Below are 18,618 nucleotides of genomic sequence, written 5' to 3'. Positions count from 1 at the left end.
AGCGTCGCGCGTATCGCGATGTCTACACTGCGATATCATGGCGTATCCGCCCAGCCCCTTCCTCGCCCCCGTCGCATGCCTTTTTTGTGTCGTCTTCTTCTTGCTTGCCTGTTTGCGCTCTTTGCCGTGCGCGGTGCCACGGCATGCGAGCACGCACAGCGTCTTGCGCAGCCGCAAGCCGTCGTGATGGCGGGGAATGATTGCGGCAATACAAGACCCGCAGGCGTGACGAAAGCTGACGGCCACGTCTCGCATCATGCGTGCGGCACGAATTGTTGTGTCGCGGGTTGCGGCGCGCACTGCGGCGCCCCTCCGGCCGCGTCGGCATTGGGCATGCAAGCCCCCGCTCGTTCCACGCTCACCGTTGTTCCCGTGCCGATGCGTGCGGGAATTACGCACGCTCCTCCTTTGCCTCCCCCCATCGTCTGAGTCGGGCCGCTAGCGCTTAGCGGAGCGTGGTCCAGCAGTGACTCCGAAGTCCTTCGTGCGCGCAAGGCGCAAGCGAAGCGATTCGCCGCACGCGCGTCGCGCCTGTCGTAGGCGTCGCGTGCTCAGGCATCACGAGGTAAGAGGAATTCATCGATGAAACGAAGAGCATTTCTGTCCGGCGCGTTGAGTGCCGCCACGGCGACCTTGTTCGCGCGCCACGCATTGGCACAAGCTGCGGACGATACGATGCACGCGATGCACGCGGCATCGGCCACACCGGCGATGCCGGGCAACACGATGCATCCGCCAGAGGCACTCGCCGCCGCGGATGCCTTGCCCGCTGGCGCACCCCTCGCCGCGCTGCGCACGCTCGCCAACGAGAGCCGCGAGCCGGGCCAGTTCCGCGCGACACTCGTCGCGCAGCCGGCCGCGCGCGCACTGCTGCCGGGCCGCCCGCAAACGGTCTTCTGGCAATACGACGCTGGGTCGGCGCTCCACAGCGACGGCCCGGTCATCGGACCGTCGATCGACGTGCGCGAGGGTGACACTGTCGAAATCACGTTCGTGAACCGGCTGCCCCAGCCGTCGACGATCCATTGGCACGGCCTGCCCGTGCCGCCCGAACAGGATGGCGATCCATCGAATCCCGTCGCGCCAGGCGAGCGGCGTGTCTACCGCTTCACGCTGCCGCCGGGAAGTGCGGGCACCTACTGGTATCACCCGCATCCCCACATGCTGAGTTCCGAGCAGGTGTTTCGCGGGTTGGCCGGGCCGTTCATCGTGCGCGCCGCCGACGATCCGCTGGCCGCGTGGCCGGAGCGCCATCTGTTCGTCTCGGACCTGAAGCTCGCCGCGGACGGCACGATTGCCGCGAACGGCATGATGGACTGGATGAACGGCCGCGAAGGTCAGTTCGTGCTGGTCAACGGTGCGAGGTTGCCGCACATCGAAATCGTGCGCGACGAGCGCTGGCGCATCTGGAACGGCTGTAACGCGCGATATCTGCAGCTCGCATTCGACGACGGCCGCGCCTTCACGCAGGTGGGCACGGACGGCGGTTTGCTGGGGGCGCCACGCGAGGGTGTCACGGCACTCCTGCTCGCACCGGGCGAGCGAGCGGAGCTGATCGTACGGGCTGGGCAGAATGCGTCGCGCGCGTCGTTGATCGCCGCGCAGTACGACCGCCGAAAAATGTCGATGTCGCACGGCAGCTTGCCGCCGGGGCCGACGATTGCGTTGGCGAACGTGCGCTTTGCGCCGGGTAGCGCAACGCAATCCGCACTGCCTGCGCGCCTGCGCGACATTGCCCCGCTCGGTGCATCGGGTTCGCAAACGCCGCCGAAAAAGAGTGTGGTGTTCACCGAAGCGATGGACATGCAAGCAATGCACGCACCGGGTGCGTCCACGCAGCCCATGCCGCGCGGCATGCAATTCATGGTGAACGGAGCGGTATTCGACCCGGAGCGCGTGACGCTTGCGAGCCGGCGCGGCGAGGTGGAGCACTGGATGATAGGAAACGCCACGGACATGGACCATCCGTTTCATCTGCACGGCACGCAGTTCCAGGTGCTCGCACGCGAGCAGGGCGGTGTGCGCCAGGAAGAGGAATTACTCGCGTGGCGCGATACGGTGAACGTGCGGCGCGGCGAAACCGTGCACATCGCAACCGTTCAGCACGAGGCGGGCAAACGCATGTTTCATTGCCACATCCTCGAGCACGAGGATCTCGGCATGATGGGCACGCTGCGCGTTAGCTAGCACGCGAACGTTAAAAAACGATGAAGCCAAAAAGAAACCCGGCCGAAGCCGGGTTTCCAAGGTACGGGTACCGAACAGATCAGGCTGCAGCCTGAATGTTCGATGCCTGTTTACCCTTCGGGCCTTGCACGACCTCGAAGCTCACTTTCTGACCTTCTTTCAGGGTCTTGAAACCATTCATCTGAATGGCCGAAAAGTGAGCGAACAGGTCCTCGCCGCCTTCATCCGGCGTAATGAACCCGAAACCCTTCGCGTCGTTGAACCACTTGACCGTACCGGTTGCCATACCAACTTCCCCTGTAACTCATGTCACTACCACGAGCAGTTCGAAAAGCCAAACGATCGCAGTGCGATCGCCCCCTCCTCACAAGCTCACCAACGGCATTTTTCCGAATATAAGGCAGTTGAAAAAAGTGCCAGCTTGATTGTTGGGGCTCTTTATTCTGCTGTCAAGAATATTTTGAGACGTTCGCTGACGCGTTGTAAAGAACGCATTTCCAGGGTTTTTCCTGCTTTTCGCCGATGCTGCGCGCAGGTGTGCGGCGCATCTTGAAAAATCGCGGGAGCGACGCACATGCGAATGCACCGCAGCATCGAATGTGATGCCGAGCGTGCGGGCGCCTACAGTCGCTTTCCACGGCAACGCCAAGGTTGTGCGATACTCGATTCAACGGTGGCGTGAAAGCTGCTCGCAGCAGGATTATGTACCGGCCCCGCAGCCGGTCGAAGGGATCGGGGCCGGGCCAGGGCGCACATCAATTGCTTGCAGCGGGACGCAGGTCGGGAGCGCCGGGTTCACCGGCCGGCCGGTCAGGTGACGGCAGGATTGCGGGCCTGTCCGAGTTGTTTAGAATGGGTGTATGGCGATTATCCCGGACAAGCAGGATTCAACCGTACTGGAGCGGCAGGAGCAAAAGGTCAAACCGCCCTCCATGTACAAGGTCGTGCTAATGAATGACGACTACACGCCGATGGAATTCGTCGTGATGGTCGTGCAGGAATATTTCAATAAGGACCGCGAGACCGCAACGCAGATCATGTTGAAGGTGCATCGCGAGGGCAGGGGTGTTTGTGGGGTCTATACGCGGGACATCGCGTCGACCAAGGTTGAGCAAGTCGTTACCCATGCACGGCAGGCCGGGCATCCGCTGCAGTGCGTGATGGAGGAAGCATGATTGCCCAGGAACTGGAAGTCAGCCTGCACATGGCGTTCATGGAAGCACGTCAGGCGCGGCACGAGTTCATAACGGTCGAGCATCTGCTGCTGGCGCTGTTGGACAATCCAACAGCGGCAGAAGTGCTGCGCGCGTGTGCCGCCAATATCGAAGACCTGCGACAGAACCTGCGCAACTTCATTCACGACAATACCCCCACGGTTCCCGGCACGGATGACGTCGATACGCAGCCGACGCTCGGGTTCCAGCGCGTGATCCAGCGCGCGATCATGCATGTCCAGTCCACTTCCAACGGCAAGAAGGAAGTGACGGGCGCGAACGTGCTGGTCGCCATCTTCGGCGAGAAGGATTCGCACGCGGTCTACTACCTGCAGCAACAGGGCGTGACGCGTCTGGACGTCGTGAATTTCATTTCGCACGGTATCGCGAAGACGGGCAGCGGCGAAGCCGCCAAGGCCAGCGACGCGAACGCAGAAGCCGAAGACGCCGCCGGCCAGAAGGAAACCCCGCTCGCCCAGTTCACGCAGAACCTGAACCAGATGGCGAAGGATGGCCGCATCGATCCGCTCATCGGCCGCGAACTGGAAGTGGAGCGCGTGGTGCAGGTGCTGTGCCGCCGCCGCAAGAACAATCCGCTGCTCGTGGGCGAGGCCGGTGTCGGCAAGACCGCGATCGCGGAAGGGCTCGCCTGGCGCATCACGCGCGGCGAAGTGCCGGACATTCTCGCCGACGCCCAGGTCTATTCGCTCGACATGGGCGCGCTGCTCGCGGGTACGAAATACCGCGGCGACTTCGAGCAACGCCTGAAAACGGTGCTGAAGGAGCTCAAAGAGCGGCCGCACGCGATTCTCTTTATCGACGAAATCCATACGCTGATCGGTGCGGGCGCCGCATCGGGCGGCACGCTCGACGCGTCGAACCTGCTCAAGCCGGCGCTCTCGTCGGGCACGCTCAAGTGCATCGGCGCGACGACGTTCACGGAATACCGCGGCATCTTCGAGAAGGACGCGGCGCTTTCGCGGCGCTTCCAGAAGGTCGACGTGGTCGAGCCGACCGTCGAGCAGACCGTGGCGATCCTGCGTGGCCTGAAGTCGCGTTTCGAGGAGCATCACGGCGTGAAGTATTCGTCGGGCGCGCTCAATGCAGCGGCTGAACTGTCGGCGCGCTTCATCACGGATCGACACTTGCCCGACAAGGCGATCGACGTGATCGACGAAGCGGGCGCGGCGCAGCGCATCCTGCCCAAGTCGAAGCAAAAGAAGACCATCGGCAAGAGCGAGATCGAAGAAATCATCTCGAAGATCGCGCGCGTGCCGGCGCAAAGCGTGTCGCAGGACGATCGCAGCAAGCTGCAAACGCTCGACCGCGATCTGAAGGCCGTGGTGTTCGGCCAGGATCCGGCAATCGACGCGCTCTCGGCCTCGATCAAGATGGCGCGCGCGGGCCTCGGCAAAACGGACAAGCCAATCGGTTCGTTCCTGTTCTCGGGTCCGACCGGCGTCGGCAAGACGGAAGTGGCGCGCCAGCTCGCGTTCACGCTCGGCATCGAGTTGATCCGCTTCGACATGTCCGAGTACATGGAGCGCCATGCGGTGAGCCGCCTGATCGGCGCGCCGCCGGGTTATGTCGGGTTCGACCAGGGCGGTCTGCTCACCGAAGCCGTCACGAAGAAGCCGCACTGCGTGTTGCTGCTCGACGAAATCGAGAAGGCGCACCCGGACATCTTCAACGTGCTGCTGCAGGTGATGGACCACGGCACGCTGACCGACAACAACGGCCGCAAGGCGGACTTCCGCAACGTCATCATCATCATGACGACGAACGCGGGCGCCGAGGCAATGAACAAGTCGACGATCGGCTTCACGACCCGCCGCGAGCAGGGCGACGAAATGGCCGATATCAAGCGCCTGTTCACGCCCGAGTTCCGCAACCGGCTCGACGCGACGATCAGCTTCCGCTCGCTCGATGAAGAAATCATCATGCGTGTGGTCGACAAGTTCCTCATGCAGCTCGAAGACCAGTTGCACGAGAAGAAGGTCGATGCGGTCTTCACCGACGCGCTGCGCAAGCATCTCGCGAAGCACGGCTTCGACCCGCTCATGGGCGCGCGGCCGATGCAGCGCCTGATCCAGGACACGATCCGCCGTGCGCTCGCCGACGAACTGCTGTTCGGCAAGCTCATGAACGGCGGCCGCGTGACCGTCGATGTCGATGCGGAGGACAAGGTCCAGCTCACGTTCGACGAGCAGCCCGCGCCGCGCAACCCGGAAGCGGTGGAAGTGGAGTAGGCGTCGGCGCGATACCGCGCTTGTGGCCTGTCTGTAGCCTGTCTGCAGCCTTCAAGACGGCGTGGTCCGAAAGGACTGCGCCGTTTTTCATTTGTGCGCCGCGGGCCGGTCGCACCGAATGGCCCCAGAGACGTCGGAAAGTAAAATACGCATTTTGTTTCTTGATGCGCAGCGCCGTCTGTGCGAAGTAGGGGTGTGATTGTGGTACCACGTAAATCGGGCGCGTTCGATGCCATCGTCGAGCGCGAAAAGGGGCTGCGCCGGGGCTTGTCCGCCGGGCAGATGACGATGATCGCCATCGGCGGCGCGGTGGGCACCGGGCTCTTTCTCGGCAGCGGCTTCGCGATCTCCTTTGCCGGGCCCGGCGTGCTCGTTTCCTACGCGATCGGCGCGCTGATCGCGCTGCTGCTGATGGGCGCGCTTGCCGAAATGACCGTCGCTCATCCCGTGTCGGGCTCGTTCGGCGCGTACGCCGAGCACTACATCGGGCCCCTCGCCGGGTTCGTCGTGCGCTATGCGTACTGGTCGGCCTATGTGCTTGCGGTCGGCACCGAGGTCGCGGCGATCGCCGTCTACATGAAGTTCTGGTTCCCTCATGTGCCGGGGCTCTACTGGATCATCGGATTTTCAGCCGCACTGATCGTTGTGAACGCAATGAGCGTGCGTGCCTACGGCACTATCGAATACCTCTTTTCGAGCCTCAAGATCGCCGCGATCGTCGCGTTCATCGTGCTTGGCTCGTGGTTCGTCTGGCGCGCGCCGGCCGGCTCGGGCGTGGGCTTCGCGAACCACACGTCGCACGGCGGCTTGTTGCCCAAGGGGTGGTGGGGCGTGTGGGTGGGGACGATCGTCTCGCTCTTCAGTTACCTCGGCGTGGAGACGATCGCCGTGGCCGCCGCCGAAGCACAGGATCCGCAGCGAGCCGTCACGCGCGCGTTTCGCGCGACGGTGCTGCGCCTCGTGCTGTTCTACCTGCTCACGTTGGCGCTCATGCTCGCCATCGTGCCGTGGACGGAAGCCGGCGGCAACGAAAGCCCGTTCGTGAAGGTCATGGCGGCGACCGGTGTGCCTTATGCGGCCGGCGCGATCAACTTCATCGTGCTCGTGGCGGCGCTCTCGGCGATGAACAGCCAGCTGTACATCACCACGCGCATGATGTTCAGCCTTTCGCGCGCCGGCTACGCGCCAGCGGCGTTCGGACGCCTCACGCGCCACGGCGTGCCGACGGCGGCGCTCTCGCTTTCCACCATCGGCATAGCGGTGGCGGCGGTGCTCAATGCGCTCTGGCCGCAGGCGGCATTCACGATGATGATGTCGATCGCCATGTTCGGCGCGATGTTCACCTGGTTCATGATCTTCGTCACGCAGATCTTCTTCCGCGTGCGCCAGGATCGCGAAAGCGGCGCACCGCTCAGGTTCCGCATGTGGGGCTTCCCGTTCACGAGCGTGCTGGGCGCACTGCTCATGCTCGGCATCCTGGCCGGAACGGCCTTTACGCGCGAATTCCGCATGACGCTGGCCTACGGCTTCGCGTTTCTCATGGTGCTGGTGGTCGCCTATGCGTTGTGGTATCGCCGACGTCCCACGGCGGCGCGACGAACCGAAGCCTCCATATAAAAAAAGCACGCCCGGGGCGTGCTTTCCTGTTGCTGGCGGGACCAGCCGCGATCAGTGTTTGCCCGTGCTGCCGAAGCCGCCCGCGCCGCGTTCGCTCGCCTCGAAATCGTCGACGACGTTGAACTGCGCCTGCACGACCGGCACGATCACGAGCTGCGCGAGGCGCTCCAGCGGATTGAGCGTGAAGGTCGTGTGGCCGCGATTCCATGTGGAGATCATCAGCTCGCCCTGATAGTCGGAGTCGATCAGGCCGACCAGGTTGCCGAGCACGATGCCGTGCTTGTGGCCAAGGCCCGAGCGCGGCAGGATCAGCGCCGCATAGCCGGGATCGTCCAGGTGAATGGCGAGTCCCGTCGGCACGAGCTTCGTTTCGCCCGGTTCGAGCGTGAGCGGTGCGTCGAGGCAAGCGCGCAGGTCGAGCCCGGCGCTCCCCGGTGTTGCATAGTGGGGCAGCTGGTCGCGCATGCGCTCGTTCAAGATCTTGATGTCGATTTTCATGAAGTTGGCGTTGTTGGACGGAGGGGATTAGTCAGGCGCGAGGCAGTTCGAATGCCTCGGCAAGCAGTTCGTAGGAACGCAGGCGAGCCTTGTAGCTGCCCGCGACGGTCAGCACGATCAGTTCGTCTGCGCGAAAGTTGTCCTTGATCGCGAGAAGGCGCTCGGTGACGCTATCCGGCGTACCGATGATGCTGCGCGGCTTTTCGCGGTCGATCACGATCTGCTCGCGCTCGCCGTATTCCTGCGCGCGGCCCTGTTCGAGGCTCGGAACCGGCGCGTTCAGCCCATAGGCCATCTGCACGCGGCGCAGGTCGACGGCTTTTTCCAGATCGGCGGCTTCGGCTTCGGTGTCGGCGCAGATCGCGAACACGGCGCACGCGAGATACGGCTTTGCTTCGTGACCGGCCTTGAAGCGGTCGAAATACGCCTCGGCCACGAGATGCCCGAAATGCGCATTGATGAAATGCGCGAACGAAAAACGCAGCCCGAGCTGCGCGGCCAGTATGCCGCCGAAGTCGCTGGAGCCGAGCACCCAGAGCTGAGGGCGCGTTTCGATCTGCGGCTGCAGCACGACGCCGCTCGCGAGGTGGTCGGCGGCCAGCTTCCCGTCCATCAGGCCGACGAGATCGTGTACCTGCTGCGTGAACTGGTCGCCGCGGTTGTACGCGCCCGCGGCCACGGCCTGCGCGGTGCGCATGTCGCCGCCGGGCGCGCGTCCGACACCGAGATCGATGCGCCCCGGGAAGAGTGCCTCGAGCATCATGAACTGCTCGGCGACCTTGAACGGGCTGTAATAGGGCAGCATGACGCCCCCCGAGCCGATGCGAATGCGCTTCGTCACGCTGCCCAGACGCGCCAGCATGACTTCCGGGCAGGGATTGCAGACGCCCAGCAGGCCGTGATGCTCGGCGCACCAGTAGCGCGTGTAGCCGAGGTCGTCGGCGAGTTGAGCGAGATCGAGGGTGGCGGCGATGGCGTCCGCCGCGGTATGCCCGGCGATGACGGGCGACTGGTCGAGTACGGAAAGCAGTGTCATGGCAGTACTGCTCCTTGCCTGCGTTCGCGGCGCCGTGTGCCGGCACACAGGGGCGCCGGCGCGCGCGTCACGAGATGATGCTTTGGTCGGGCAGACGCCGCGCGATCTCGGCGACGAGCGTCTGCGCGAGCGCCTGCTTGGCTGCGCGCGGCAGCGGCTTGCGGCCGCCCGCTTCGAACAGCACGACCTCATTGTCGTCCTGACCGAAGGTGAGCGGGCCGAGATTGCCGATCAGCAGCGGCACCTTCTTGCGCGCGCGCTTTTCCTCGCCGTGCCGGTCGAGGTCGCCGCTTTCGGCCGCGAAGCCCACGCAGTAGGGCGGATTCGGCAAGGCCGCGACCGAGGCGAGGATGTCCGGGTTCTCGACGAACGCGAACGTGGGCATGCGGTGCTCGGCCGTCTTCTTGATCTTGTGCTCGGCGACATGATCGACGCGCCAGTCGGCAACGGCTGCAACACCGATGAAGACGTCGGCGTCCGGCGCGGCGCGCATCACCGCGTCGTACATCTGCTGCGCGGTCTGCACGTCCTGGCGGTACACGCCCCACGGCGTTTCCAGCGCGACCGGCCCCGCCACCAGATGCACTTCGGCGCCGGCCTGCTGCGCTGCGCGCGCGAGCGCGAAGCCCATCTTGCCGCTCGAGCGGTTGGTGATGCCGCGCACGGGATCGAGCGGCTCGAAGGTCGGGCCGGCGGTGATCAGGAGCTTGCGGCCCGCGAGCACTTTCGGCGCGAAAAAGGAGACGATCGCCTCGTAGACGGCCTCGGGCTCCAGCATGCGCCCGTCGCCGACTTCGCCACACGCCTGCGGGCCGGAATCGGGACCGAGCGTTTCGATGCCGTCGGCGCGGATCTGGGCGACGTTGCGCTGCGTGGCCGGGTTGTTCCACATCTGCCGGTTCATGGCTGGAACCACCAGCAGCGGACAGTCGCGCGCGACGCACAGCGTGGAGAGGAGGTCGTCGGCGAAACCGTGGGCGAGCTTCGCGATGAAATCGGTGGAGGCGGGCGCGACGACGATGGCGTCCGCTTCGCGCGAGAGGTCGATGTGCGCCATGTTGTTGGGCACGCGGCCGTCCCACTGGCTCGTGTAGACGGGGCGGCCCGAGAGCGCCTGCATCGTGACGGGCGTGATGAACTGCGTGGCCGCCTCGCTCATCACGACCTGAACGGTCGCGCCGGCCTTGGTCAGCAGACGCGTGAGCTCGGCGATCTTGTAGCAGGCGATGCCGCCCGTCATGCCGAGCACGAGGTGGCGGCCGGCCAGCTCGCCTGGGATTGCAGCGGACGTGTTCAAGTCAAAGCTCCCTTACTGTGGTCCCATGCAACGAAGTCGCCCGGCTTCGCCTGCGCACTCAGCGCGTGCCGCGCACGCGCCGCAATTCGTCGAACACCAGCAGCACCGCGCCGATGGTGATCGCGCTGTCGGCGAGGTTGAACGCCGGCCAGTGCCAGCCGCCCACGTGGAAGTCGAGAAAGTCGATCACGTGGCCGTACAGCAGGCGGTCGATCACGTTGCCGAGCGCGCCACCCATGATCAGCGCGAGCGCCGTGCAAAAGAGCTTCTGCGTGGCGTGGCGTTTGAGCAGATAGCAGATCACGAGCGCCGCCGCCACGCCGAGCGCCGTGAACGCCCAGCGCTGCCAGCCGCCCGCAGCCGACAGGAAGCTGAACGCCGCCCCCTTGTTGTAGACCAGCACGAGGTTGAAGAACGGCGTGATCACGCGGCCTTCGCCGTAGCTGAACACCTTGTTGATGGCGATTTTCGTGAGCTGGTCGGCGAGGATCACGATCACCGCGACGCCGAGCCACGGCGCGAGCGTGCCGCCCGCGCCATTCGACCGGGACTGCTTCGGCAGGGTTTTTGCCATTATGCCGCGCTCCGTTTTTCGCCGTCACCGAACAGATTCACGACGCAGCGGCCGCACAGGCCCGGATGCTCGGCGTTTGCGCCCACGTCCTCGCGGTAGTGCCAGCAGCGCTCGCACTTGAGGTACTTCGAGGTGACCACTTCGACGCCTTCCTCTGCCTCGCTTTCCACCTTCGCGATTTCCGCCGCCGAGGTGATCAGCACGAACTTGAGGTCGTCGCCGAGCGAGGCGAGCGCATCGTAGCGCGCGCCGCTTGCGAGAATGCGCACTTCGGCTTGCAGCGACGAGCCGATCTGGTTCGCCACGCGCGCCTCTTCGAGCGCCTTCGTCACGTTGCCGCGCACTTCGCGCAGCAGCGTCCATTTCACGAGCAGCTCCTGCGCGCCGGCGATGTCCGGGAACGCGTGGAAGGTTTCGGTGAAGATGGTTTCGCTTTGCGGCTGGAACACCTTCCACGCTTCTTCGGCCGTGAACGAGAGGAACGGCGCGAGGATGCGCAGCAGGCTGTGCGTGATGTGGTGCAGCGCCGTTTGCGCGGCGCGCCGGGCCTTCGAATCGGGCGCGCTCGTGTAGAGGCGGTCCTTCAGCACGTCGAGGTAGAAGCCGCCCAGGTCCTCCGAGCAGAACGTCTGCAGCTTCGCCACGACCGGGTGGAACTCGTAGCGGTCGTAGTGGGCGAGCACGTCGTTTTGCAGCGTGTGCGTGAGCGCCACGGCGTAGCGATCGATTTCGAGCCACTCGCCGGCGGGCAGCGCGTGCTTTTCGAAGTCGAAATCCGAGAGATTCGAGAGCAGGAAGCGCAGCGTGTTGCGGATACGGCGATAGCTCTCCGTCACGCGCTTGAGAATTTCTTCGGAGATGGCCAGCTCGCCCGAGTAGTCGGTCGAGGCGATCCACAGGCGGATGATTTCCGCGCCGAGGCGGTTCGCCACTTCATGCGGATCGACGCCGTTGCCGAGCGACTTCGACATCTTGCGGCCTTCGCCGTCGACGGTGAAGCCGTGCGTGAGCAGCGCGTTGTAGGGCGGCCGGCCGTCGAGCATCGAAGCCGTGAGCAGCGACGAGTGGAACCAGCCGCGGTGCTGGTCGGAGCCTTCGAGGTACAGGTCGGCCGGGAACTGCAGTTGGTCCTTGTGCGAGCCGCGCAGCACGTGCCAGTGCGTCGTGCCCGAATCGAACCAGACGTCGAGCGTGTCGCGGTTCTTCTCGTACAGGTTGGCGTCGTCGCCGAGCAGTTCGCGCGGGTCGAGCGTTTGCCAGGCTTCGATGCCTTCCTTCTCCACGCGCTGCGCAACCTGTTCGAGCAGCTCCAGCGTGCGCGGATGCAGCTCGCCGCTTTCCCTATGGACGAAGAACGCCATCGGCACGCCCCATTGGCGCTGGCGCGAGAGCGTCCAGTCCGGGCGGTTGGCGATCATCGAATAGAGACGCTGCTTGCCCCACGAAGGGTAGAACGCCGTCGCCTCGATGCCTTCGAGCGCGGTTTCGCGCAGGGTCTTGCCGCCGTCGTTCGGCTTGACGTCCATGCCCGCGAACCACTGCGACGTGGCGCGGTAGATGATCGGCGTCTTGTGGCGCCAGCAGTGCATGTAGCTGTGCACGTACTTCTCGCTGCGCAGCAGGGTGCCGGCGGCGTCGAGCGCGTCGACGATCTTCGGGTTCGCGGCCCAGATCGAGAGGCCGCCGAAGAGCGGCAGTGACTCGATGTAGCGGCCATCGCCCATCACCGGGCTGATGATGTCGGAATCCGCCATGTCGTGCGCCTTGCACGACACGAAGTCTTCCACGCCGTAGGCGGGCGCCGAGTGCACGATGCCCGTGCCGGTGTCGGTCGTGACGTAGTCGCCCAGGTAGACGGGCGAGGTGCGCTTGTAGCCCGGGTGCGCCGAAGCGAGCGGGTGATTGAAACGCAGCAGCGAGAGCTTTTCGCCCTTGGTCGTGGCCACGATCTTGCCGTCGAGGCCGAATTCCTTCATGCACGCTTCCACGCGCTCCTCGGCCAGGATCAGCAGGCCGCGCTGCGTGTCGACGAGCGCGTAGGTGATTTCCGGGTGGACGTTGAGCGCCTGGTTCGACGGGATCGTCCAGGGCGTGGTGGTCCAGATCACGATGCCGCCTTCCTCGCGCGGGAGCGCGGCGAGGCCGAACGCGGCCGCCGTTTCGGCGGGCTGCGCGAACGTGAACAGCACGTCGATGGTCGGGTCGGTCTTGTCCTTGTACTCGACTTCGGCTTCGGCGAGCGCCGAGCCGCAGTCGAAGCACCAGTTCACGGGCTTGAGGCCCCGGAACACATAGCCCTTCTCGATGATCTTCGCGAGTGCGCGAATCTCGTTCGCCTCGTTCACGAAGTTCATCGTCTTGTAGGGGTTGTTCCAGTCGCCGAGCACGCCGAGGCGCTTGAAACCCTTCTTTTGCGTCTCGATCTGGCTGGCCGCGTACTCGCGCGCCTTCTGCATCACTTCCTGGGCAGGCAGCGACTTGCCGAACTGCTTTTCGATCTGGATTTCGATCGGCATGCCGTGGCAGTCCCAGCCCGGCACGTAGACCGCGTCGAAGCCCGCGAGATTGCGCGCCTTGACGATCATGTCCTTCAGGATCTTGTTGACGGCGTGGCCGAGGTGGATGTCACCGTTCGCATACGGCGGGCCGTCGTGCAGGATGAACTTCTTGCGGCCTTTCGAGGCCGCGCGGATCTTCTCGTAGACCTGGTTCTCTTCCCATTCCTTGACCCATTGCGGCTCGCGTTTCGGCAGGTCGCCGCGCATCGGGAACGGGGTGTCGAGCAGGTTGACGGGGTACTTCGATTCGGTCTTCTGCGGCTTGCCGGAGGATGCTTTCTTGTCGCTCATGGTGAGATCACGTGGAATTCGGGGGATGCGTGGCGTCAGCGTTGCGCCGCCGTCGCCGCGGGCGCTGCATGTCGTGCTTGCGGCACGCGACGCCTCTGGGCGGGCAATCCGTGCGGTGCTCGTCGAGCCCGCGCGGAGCGCAGGTCATCTAATTCGGTCGGTGGCCGAGGTGGCGAACCCGGTGGAAGCGCCGCCGGCCACGTGGGCGCCCGCGGCGGCGAACCACGCGCGGGCGTTCGCCACGTCGCGGGCGATCGCGGCGGTGAGCGTTTCGAGGTCGGCAAACTTCTCCTCGTCACGCAGTTTCTTGAGGAACTCGACGCGTACGAGCTTGCCGTAGGCGTCGCCGTGCCAGTCGAGCAGATGCACTTCGAGCAGCACGCGGCCCGAGTCGTCCACGGTAGGGCGCAGGCCGAGGCTCGCCACGCCGGGCAGCGGGTGGTCGGCAATGCCATGCACCTGCACGACGAAGATGCCCTTGAGCGCCGGCCGCTTGTGGCCGATCAGCAAGTTCATCGTCGGAAAGCCGAGGTCGCGGCCGAGCTTCAGGCCATGCGTCACGTGCGCGCTGATGTGGTAGCCGCGGCCCAGCGAGGCGCGCGCGGCGTCGAGGTCGCCCGCGTGCAGCTGCGCGCGCACGGCGGAGCTGGAAATGCGCACGCCCGAGGGATCGGCCACGGTCGCCATCTGTTCGACTTCGAAGCCGTACTGCTGGCCCGCCGCCTGCAGCGAGGCGAAGTCGCCCGCGCGCTTCGCGCCGTAGCGGAAGTCGTCGCCGATCATCATCCAGCGCGCGTGCAGGCCGCTCACGATGATGCGCTCGACGAACGCCTCGGGCGACTGGCTCGCGAACGTGTGGTTGAAATGCTCGACCACGACGCGGTCCACGCCGTTCTCGCGCAGCGCTTCGAGCTTGTCGCGCAGCATGGCGATGCGCGGCGGGGCGCCGGCCGGGTTGAAGAACTCGCGCGGATGCGGCTCGAAGGTCATCACGCAGACGGGCAGGCCGCGCGCGTCGGCCGCCGCGCGCACGCGCGCGAGCAACGCCTGATGCCCGCGGTGGACACCGTCGAAATTGCCGATGGTGAGCGCGCAGGGCGCGCGACTCTCGGCATTGGGAAGACCGCGGAAGACTCTCACGATAGCGGAACCTGGAGGAACCTCGAAAAGCGCGCCGGCCGGGCACGCGTGCAAAGTGCTGGTCAAACGGCCCACGGACCGCGACGAAACAGAAGATTATAAACGCACGAGGCGACGATCGCCGCCGCACGAGCGTGGCGCACGCCCCCCGATGATAAAATCCGCGGATGAAAAATCTCGTCATCCTGATTTCCGGGCGGGGGAGCAACATGGAAGCCATCGTGCGCGCCTGCGCGCACGAGACCTGGCCGGCGCGTGTCGCCGCTGTGATTGCCAACCGTTCCGACGCCGCGGGACTCGCGTTCGCGGCGTCGCATGGCATTGCCACGGCGGTCGTCGATCACCGCCAGTTTCCCGATCGCGCCTCGTTCGATGCGGCGCTCGCCGAGGTCATCGACGGCTACGCGCCCGACCTCGTCGTGCTGGCGGGCTTCATGCGCGTGCTGACCGAAGCCTTCGTCGGCCATTATTCGGGCCGGATGCTCAACATCCACCCCTCGCTGCTGCCCATGTTTCCGGGTCTCAAGACGCACCAGCAGGCGCTCGACGCCGGCTGCCGGGTGCATGGCGCGACGGTGCATTTCGTCACGCCCACGCTCGATCATGGTCCCATCGTCGCGCAGTCGGTGGTGCCGGTGCGCGCGGGCGACGACGCCGCGGCGCTCGCAGCGCGCGTGCTCAAGACCGAACATGTGATGTATCCGCGCGCGGTGCGCTGGTTCGTCGAAGGGCGCCTCGCGCTCGACGGCGAGCGCGTGACGCTCACGCCGGCCGAGCCGCAGTGGCTCTTCTTTGACGACTCGCAAGCCGCCGGGGAGGGCGCATGAGACTGCATGGTTTTCTGATCGGACAGACCGAGACATTGCTCGCCGACGTTCTCAAGTTCACGGGCCCGGCAGATGCCGTGACGAGCCGCTTCTTTCGCGAGCATCCGAAGCTCGGCCACTCGGAGCGCGGCGTGATTGCCGAGGCAGTGTTCGCCGTGCTGCGCCGGCGCATGGAGTTCGCGCACCTTGCCGAGAGCGGCACGGGCAGTCCCACGCGCCGCCTTACGCTGCTCGGTTTGATGGCGACGGCCGGCCGTTCGGCGATCCGTCCGTTCGTTTCCGACGCCGAGGCGAGCTGGCTCGAACATGTTTCGAAGATCGACCCGGCGAGCCTGCCGCAACGCGTGCAGCTCAATCTGCCCGAGTGGATCGTGAAGGCGCTGGAAACGCGCTTCCAGCCCGCCGAGCTTGCGCAGCTTGCCGCCGCGCTCAACTATCCGGCGCCGCTCGATCTGCGCGCCAACCCCATCAAGGCGAACCGCGACGAACTGCAGCGCGCGCTGGCCGAGGCAGGCATCGAAGCCGGCGAAACCCCGTTCGCGCCGTTCGGCGTGCGCGTGACGGGCAAGCCGGCGCTCGCGAAGCTCGACGCGTTCAAGAACGGCTGGTTCGAGGTGCAGGACGAGGGCAGCCAGCTGCTCTGCACGCTCGTGGCGCCGCGCCGCGGCGAGATGGTGGTCGACTTTTGCGCGGGCGCGGGCGGCAAGACGCTCGCGCTCGGCGCGATGATGCGCTCGTCGGGCCGCCTCTACGCTTTTGACGTTTCCGATCGCCGCCTGGCCAAGCTCAAGCCGCGCTTGGCGCGCAGCGGCCTTTCGAACGTGAATCCGGTGCTGATCGACAGCGAGCACGACGCCAAGATCAAGCGCCTGATCGGCAAGATCGACCGCGTGCTGGTGGATGCGCCGTGCTCCGGTCTCGGCACGCTGCGCCGCAACCCCGACCTCAAGTGGCGCCAGACGCCCGAGTCGGTGGCGGAGCTGGCGCCCAAGCAGCTTTCGATTCTGACGAGCGCGGCGCGCCTCCTGAAGCGCGGCGGCCGTCTTGTCTACGCGACCTGCAGCATTCTCGAAGCCGAGAACGAGGCGGTCGTGAAGCAGTTCCTCGAGGCGCATCCCGAGTTCGTGCTGGTGAGCGCGCGCGACGCCTTGGCCGAGCAGCGCGTGGGCCTCGACACGGGCGAATACCTGTCGCTGTGGCCGCACCGCCACGCGACCGACGGCTTCTTCGCCGCCGTGCTGGAGCGTCGCGGCGAAGCGAAGCCGAAGACGAAGGCAGCGGGCGCTGAGACTACGCCTGAAGAGGCATCGGCAGCGCAGGAAGCGTCCGACGCGATCGCGAAGGCGCAAGAGAGCGAAGCCGCCGAGCCGGAAGGGGCGCCGAAGTAAGGTAAGCGGCGCGTCGGGAGCGGCCTTTGCGGGACCGGCTGGCACGTGCCGGACGGCCCGCGTTGGCGTGCGCGCCGATGCGCGTCGGTGCGTCGGTGTGTCGACAAGCCGGACCCGGATTCAGGATGGAGCACGCGGCGATCGGCGCCGTCGGCGTGCACGGCGCGACGCGAGTTGCGGAGTGTCGGTGAAAGGCGGGATGGGGCCAGATGTTACGAAACCGGTCGGCAGGGGTGCGACAAAGCGCCTCAAAACGGGCTTCGGGCGTTGACGCCGTCACCGATAAAGAAAAAAATCTCCCTTTGTTACAAACACTTGGAACGGTTCTAGTAGAATGCCGTCCATCCGCATCGAATCGCTTTCACTTTCTTGACACCGGCGCAGGGCTGAAAGGCCAACGCGCTTCGCTTCACGGGTAAATACCTTGTTGAACTCCCTGCTTGATTTCCTCGCCCACGGGCTGCTCCATTTCTCGTGGTGGCAGATCGTGCTGTTCGCGGCGGTGGCGACGCACATCACGATCGTCGGCGTGACGGTGTACCTGCACCGCTGCCAGGCGCACCGCGCGCTGGACATGCATCCGATCGCGAGCCACTTCTTCCGCTTCTGGCTGTGGATGACCACGGGCATGTTGACCGGCCAGTGGGCGGCGATCCACCGCAAGCACCACGCCAAGTGCGAGACCGAAGAAGATCCGCACAGCCCGCAAACGCGCGGCATCTGGAAGGTGCTGCTCGAAGGCGCCGAACTCTATCGCGCCGAAGCGAAGAACGAAGAAACGCTTCGCCGCTTCAGCCACGGCACGCCCAATGACTGGATGGAGCGCAACGTCTACACGCGCTACCCCATCCTCGGCGTGAGCATCATGATGGTGATCGACGTCGCGCTGTTCGGTGCGGTCGGCCTCACCGTGTGGGCCGTGCAAATGGCATGGATTCCGTTCTGGGCGGCGGGCGTCGTGAACGGCCTTGGCCACTTCTGGGGCTACCGCAACTTCAATTCGGCCGACGCGAGCACGAATCTCTTCCCGATCGGCATCCTCATCGGCGGCGAAGAGTTGCATAACAACCACCACACCTTCGCGACCTCGGCGAAGCTCTCGAACAAGTGGTACGAGTTCGACATCGGCTGGATGTATATCCGCATGATGCAGGCGGTCGGTCTCGCCAAGGTGAAGAAGGTCGCGCCTACGCCGCGCCTCACCAAGGGCAAGCTCGTGCCCGACCACGAAACGCTGCAGGCCGTGCTCTCCAACCGCTACGAAGTGATGGCGCGCTACGCGAAGGCCGTGAAGCAGGCCTACCGCCAGGAGCTTGCGCACCTCAAGGAAGTGGGCGAGCGCGAGAAGTACAAGGTCATGCGCGGCGCCCGCAAGTGGTTCGACAAGGAAGAAGCCAGCCTGAACGAGCCGCAGAAGCGCCAGCTTCCGCAAATTTTCGCGAACAGCCAGAAGCTGCGCACCTACATCGAGCTGCGCAACGAACTGGCCGCCATCTGGGAACGTTCGAGCGCCTCGCGCGAACAACTGCTCACGCAGCTCCAGGATTGGTGCCACCGCGCCGAACAAAGCGGTATCAAGGCGCTGCAGGAATTCGCGTCGCGTCTGCGTCGCTACGCCTGATCGGCTTGACCGGATTTCGGGTCCCCCAGTGGGGCGCCGGAAAATCCTTTAGAATGACGAGACGTCACAAAACCCCGCGCTGGCGGGGTTTTTCTTTTTGGGCCGCATGAAAGCCGGAGTC

Annotated in this window: 14 protein-coding genes; 7 read left to right on the top strand and 7 right to left on the bottom strand. The window is 65.2% G+C overall.

What is annotated here, in order from left to right; all coding sequences use genetic code 11:
• The first annotated feature begins 582 nt into the window (after positions 1 to 582).
• On the top strand, positions 583 to 2,187 hold the full coding sequence (locus BMI01S_RS11190) for a multicopper oxidase family protein (RefSeq protein ID WP_028213390.1): 1,605 nt from the start codon (positions 583 to 585) through the stop codon (positions 2,185 to 2,187).
• Between the two features lie 79 nt (positions 2,188 to 2,266).
• Here BMI01S_RS11190 and cspD read toward each other — a convergent pair whose 3' ends face one another.
• Positions 2,267 to 2,473, bottom strand: a complete 207-nt coding sequence (gene cspD, locus BMI01S_RS11185; RefSeq protein WP_017776809.1) for a cold shock domain-containing protein CspD — start codon at positions 2,471 to 2,473, stop codon at positions 2,267 to 2,269.
• Between the two features lie 574 nt (positions 2,474 to 3,047).
• On the opposite strand from cspD, the gene clpS reads away from it, so the two are divergent.
• From clpS to BMI01S_RS11170, 3 genes are all read left to right on the top strand, one after another.
• Positions 3,048 to 3,362, top strand: coding sequence for an ATP-dependent Clp protease adapter ClpS (clpS, locus tag BMI01S_RS11180; RefSeq protein ID WP_028213389.1), 315 nt, complete (start codon positions 3,048 to 3,050; stop codon positions 3,360 to 3,362).
• Positions 3,359 to 5,650 carry an ATP-dependent Clp protease ATP-binding subunit ClpA gene (gene clpA / locus BMI01S_RS11175; protein ID WP_028213388.1) on the top strand — a complete coding sequence of 764 codons (2,292 nt, stop codon included), beginning with the start codon at positions 3,359 to 3,361 and terminating at the stop codon, positions 5,648 to 5,650. Before clpS ends, clpA begins: the two co-directional genes overlap by 4 nt.
• 201 nt (positions 5,651 to 5,851) lie before the next feature.
• Positions 5,852 to 7,267, top strand: coding sequence for an amino acid permease (locus BMI01S_RS11170; RefSeq protein ID WP_036044606.1), 1,416 nt, complete (start codon positions 5,852 to 5,854; stop codon positions 7,265 to 7,267).
• Positions 7,268 to 7,318: 51 nt separating this feature from the next.
• On the opposite strand, the gene dut is transcribed toward BMI01S_RS11170, so the two are convergent.
• From dut to BMI01S_RS11140, 6 genes are all read right to left on the bottom strand, one after another.
• Positions 7,319 to 7,765 (bottom strand): dUTP diphosphatase, encoded by a 447-nt coding sequence (gene dut, locus BMI01S_RS11165; protein WP_028213386.1) that lies wholly within the window; start codon positions 7,763 to 7,765, stop codon positions 7,319 to 7,321.
• A gap of 31 nt (positions 7,766 to 7,796) precedes the next feature.
• Positions 7,797 to 8,801, bottom strand: coding sequence for an LLM class flavin-dependent oxidoreductase (locus BMI01S_RS11160; protein ID WP_028213385.1), 1,005 nt, complete (start codon positions 8,799 to 8,801; stop codon positions 7,797 to 7,799).
• A gap of 67 nt (positions 8,802 to 8,868) precedes the next feature.
• Entirely contained in the window at positions 8,869 to 10,080 is a 1,212-nt protein-coding gene (gene coaBC / locus BMI01S_RS11155) for a bifunctional phosphopantothenoylcysteine decarboxylase/phosphopantothenate--cysteine ligase CoaBC (RefSeq protein WP_036019912.1), read from the bottom strand.
• Positions 10,081 to 10,156: 76 nt separating this feature from the next.
• A complete protein-coding gene (lspA, locus tag BMI01S_RS11150) occupies positions 10,157 to 10,672 on the bottom strand; it encodes a signal peptidase II (RefSeq protein ID WP_028213383.1) in 516 nt (171 codons plus the stop codon).
• Positions 10,672 to 13,521, bottom strand: coding sequence for an isoleucine--tRNA ligase (gene ileS, locus BMI01S_RS11145; RefSeq protein ID WP_028213382.1), 2,850 nt, complete (start codon positions 13,519 to 13,521; stop codon positions 10,672 to 10,674). The genes lspA and ileS overlap by 1 nt, the downstream gene beginning before the upstream one ends.
• A gap of 144 nt (positions 13,522 to 13,665) precedes the next feature.
• Positions 13,666 to 14,661, bottom strand: a complete 996-nt coding sequence (locus BMI01S_RS11140; protein ID WP_028213381.1) for a bifunctional riboflavin kinase/FAD synthetase — start codon at positions 14,659 to 14,661, stop codon at positions 13,666 to 13,668.
• Between the two features lie 167 nt (positions 14,662 to 14,828).
• Here BMI01S_RS11140 and purN point away from each other — a divergent pair, with 167 nt between their 5' ends.
• The 3 genes from purN to BMI01S_RS11125 all read left to right on the top strand — a co-directional run bounded on the left by purN (position 14,829) and on the right by BMI01S_RS11125 (position 18,497).
• Entirely contained in the window at positions 14,829 to 15,488 is a 660-nt protein-coding gene (purN, locus tag BMI01S_RS11135) for a phosphoribosylglycinamide formyltransferase (RefSeq protein ID WP_028213380.1), read from the top strand.
• A complete protein-coding gene (locus BMI01S_RS11130) occupies positions 15,485 to 16,876 on the top strand; it encodes an RsmB/NOP family class I SAM-dependent RNA methyltransferase (RefSeq protein WP_028213379.1) in 1,392 nt (463 codons plus the stop codon). The genes purN and BMI01S_RS11130 overlap by 4 nt, the downstream gene beginning before the upstream one ends.
• Positions 16,877 to 17,300: 424 nt before the next feature.
• Positions 17,301 to 18,497 (top strand): DesA family fatty acid desaturase, encoded by a 1,197-nt coding sequence (locus tag BMI01S_RS11125; RefSeq protein ID WP_028213378.1) that lies wholly within the window; start codon positions 17,301 to 17,303, stop codon positions 18,495 to 18,497.
• The last annotated feature ends 121 nt before the right edge of the window (positions 18,498 to 18,618 follow it).

The organism is Paraburkholderia mimosarum LMG 23256 = NBRC 106338, from assembly GCF_000739815.1.
Taxonomy (GTDB): domain Bacteria; phylum Pseudomonadota; class Gammaproteobacteria; order Burkholderiales; family Burkholderiaceae; genus Paraburkholderia; species Paraburkholderia mimosarum.
Note: the sequence above shows the minus strand (reverse complement) of the source record. Positions and strands in the feature narration are given on the sequence as shown.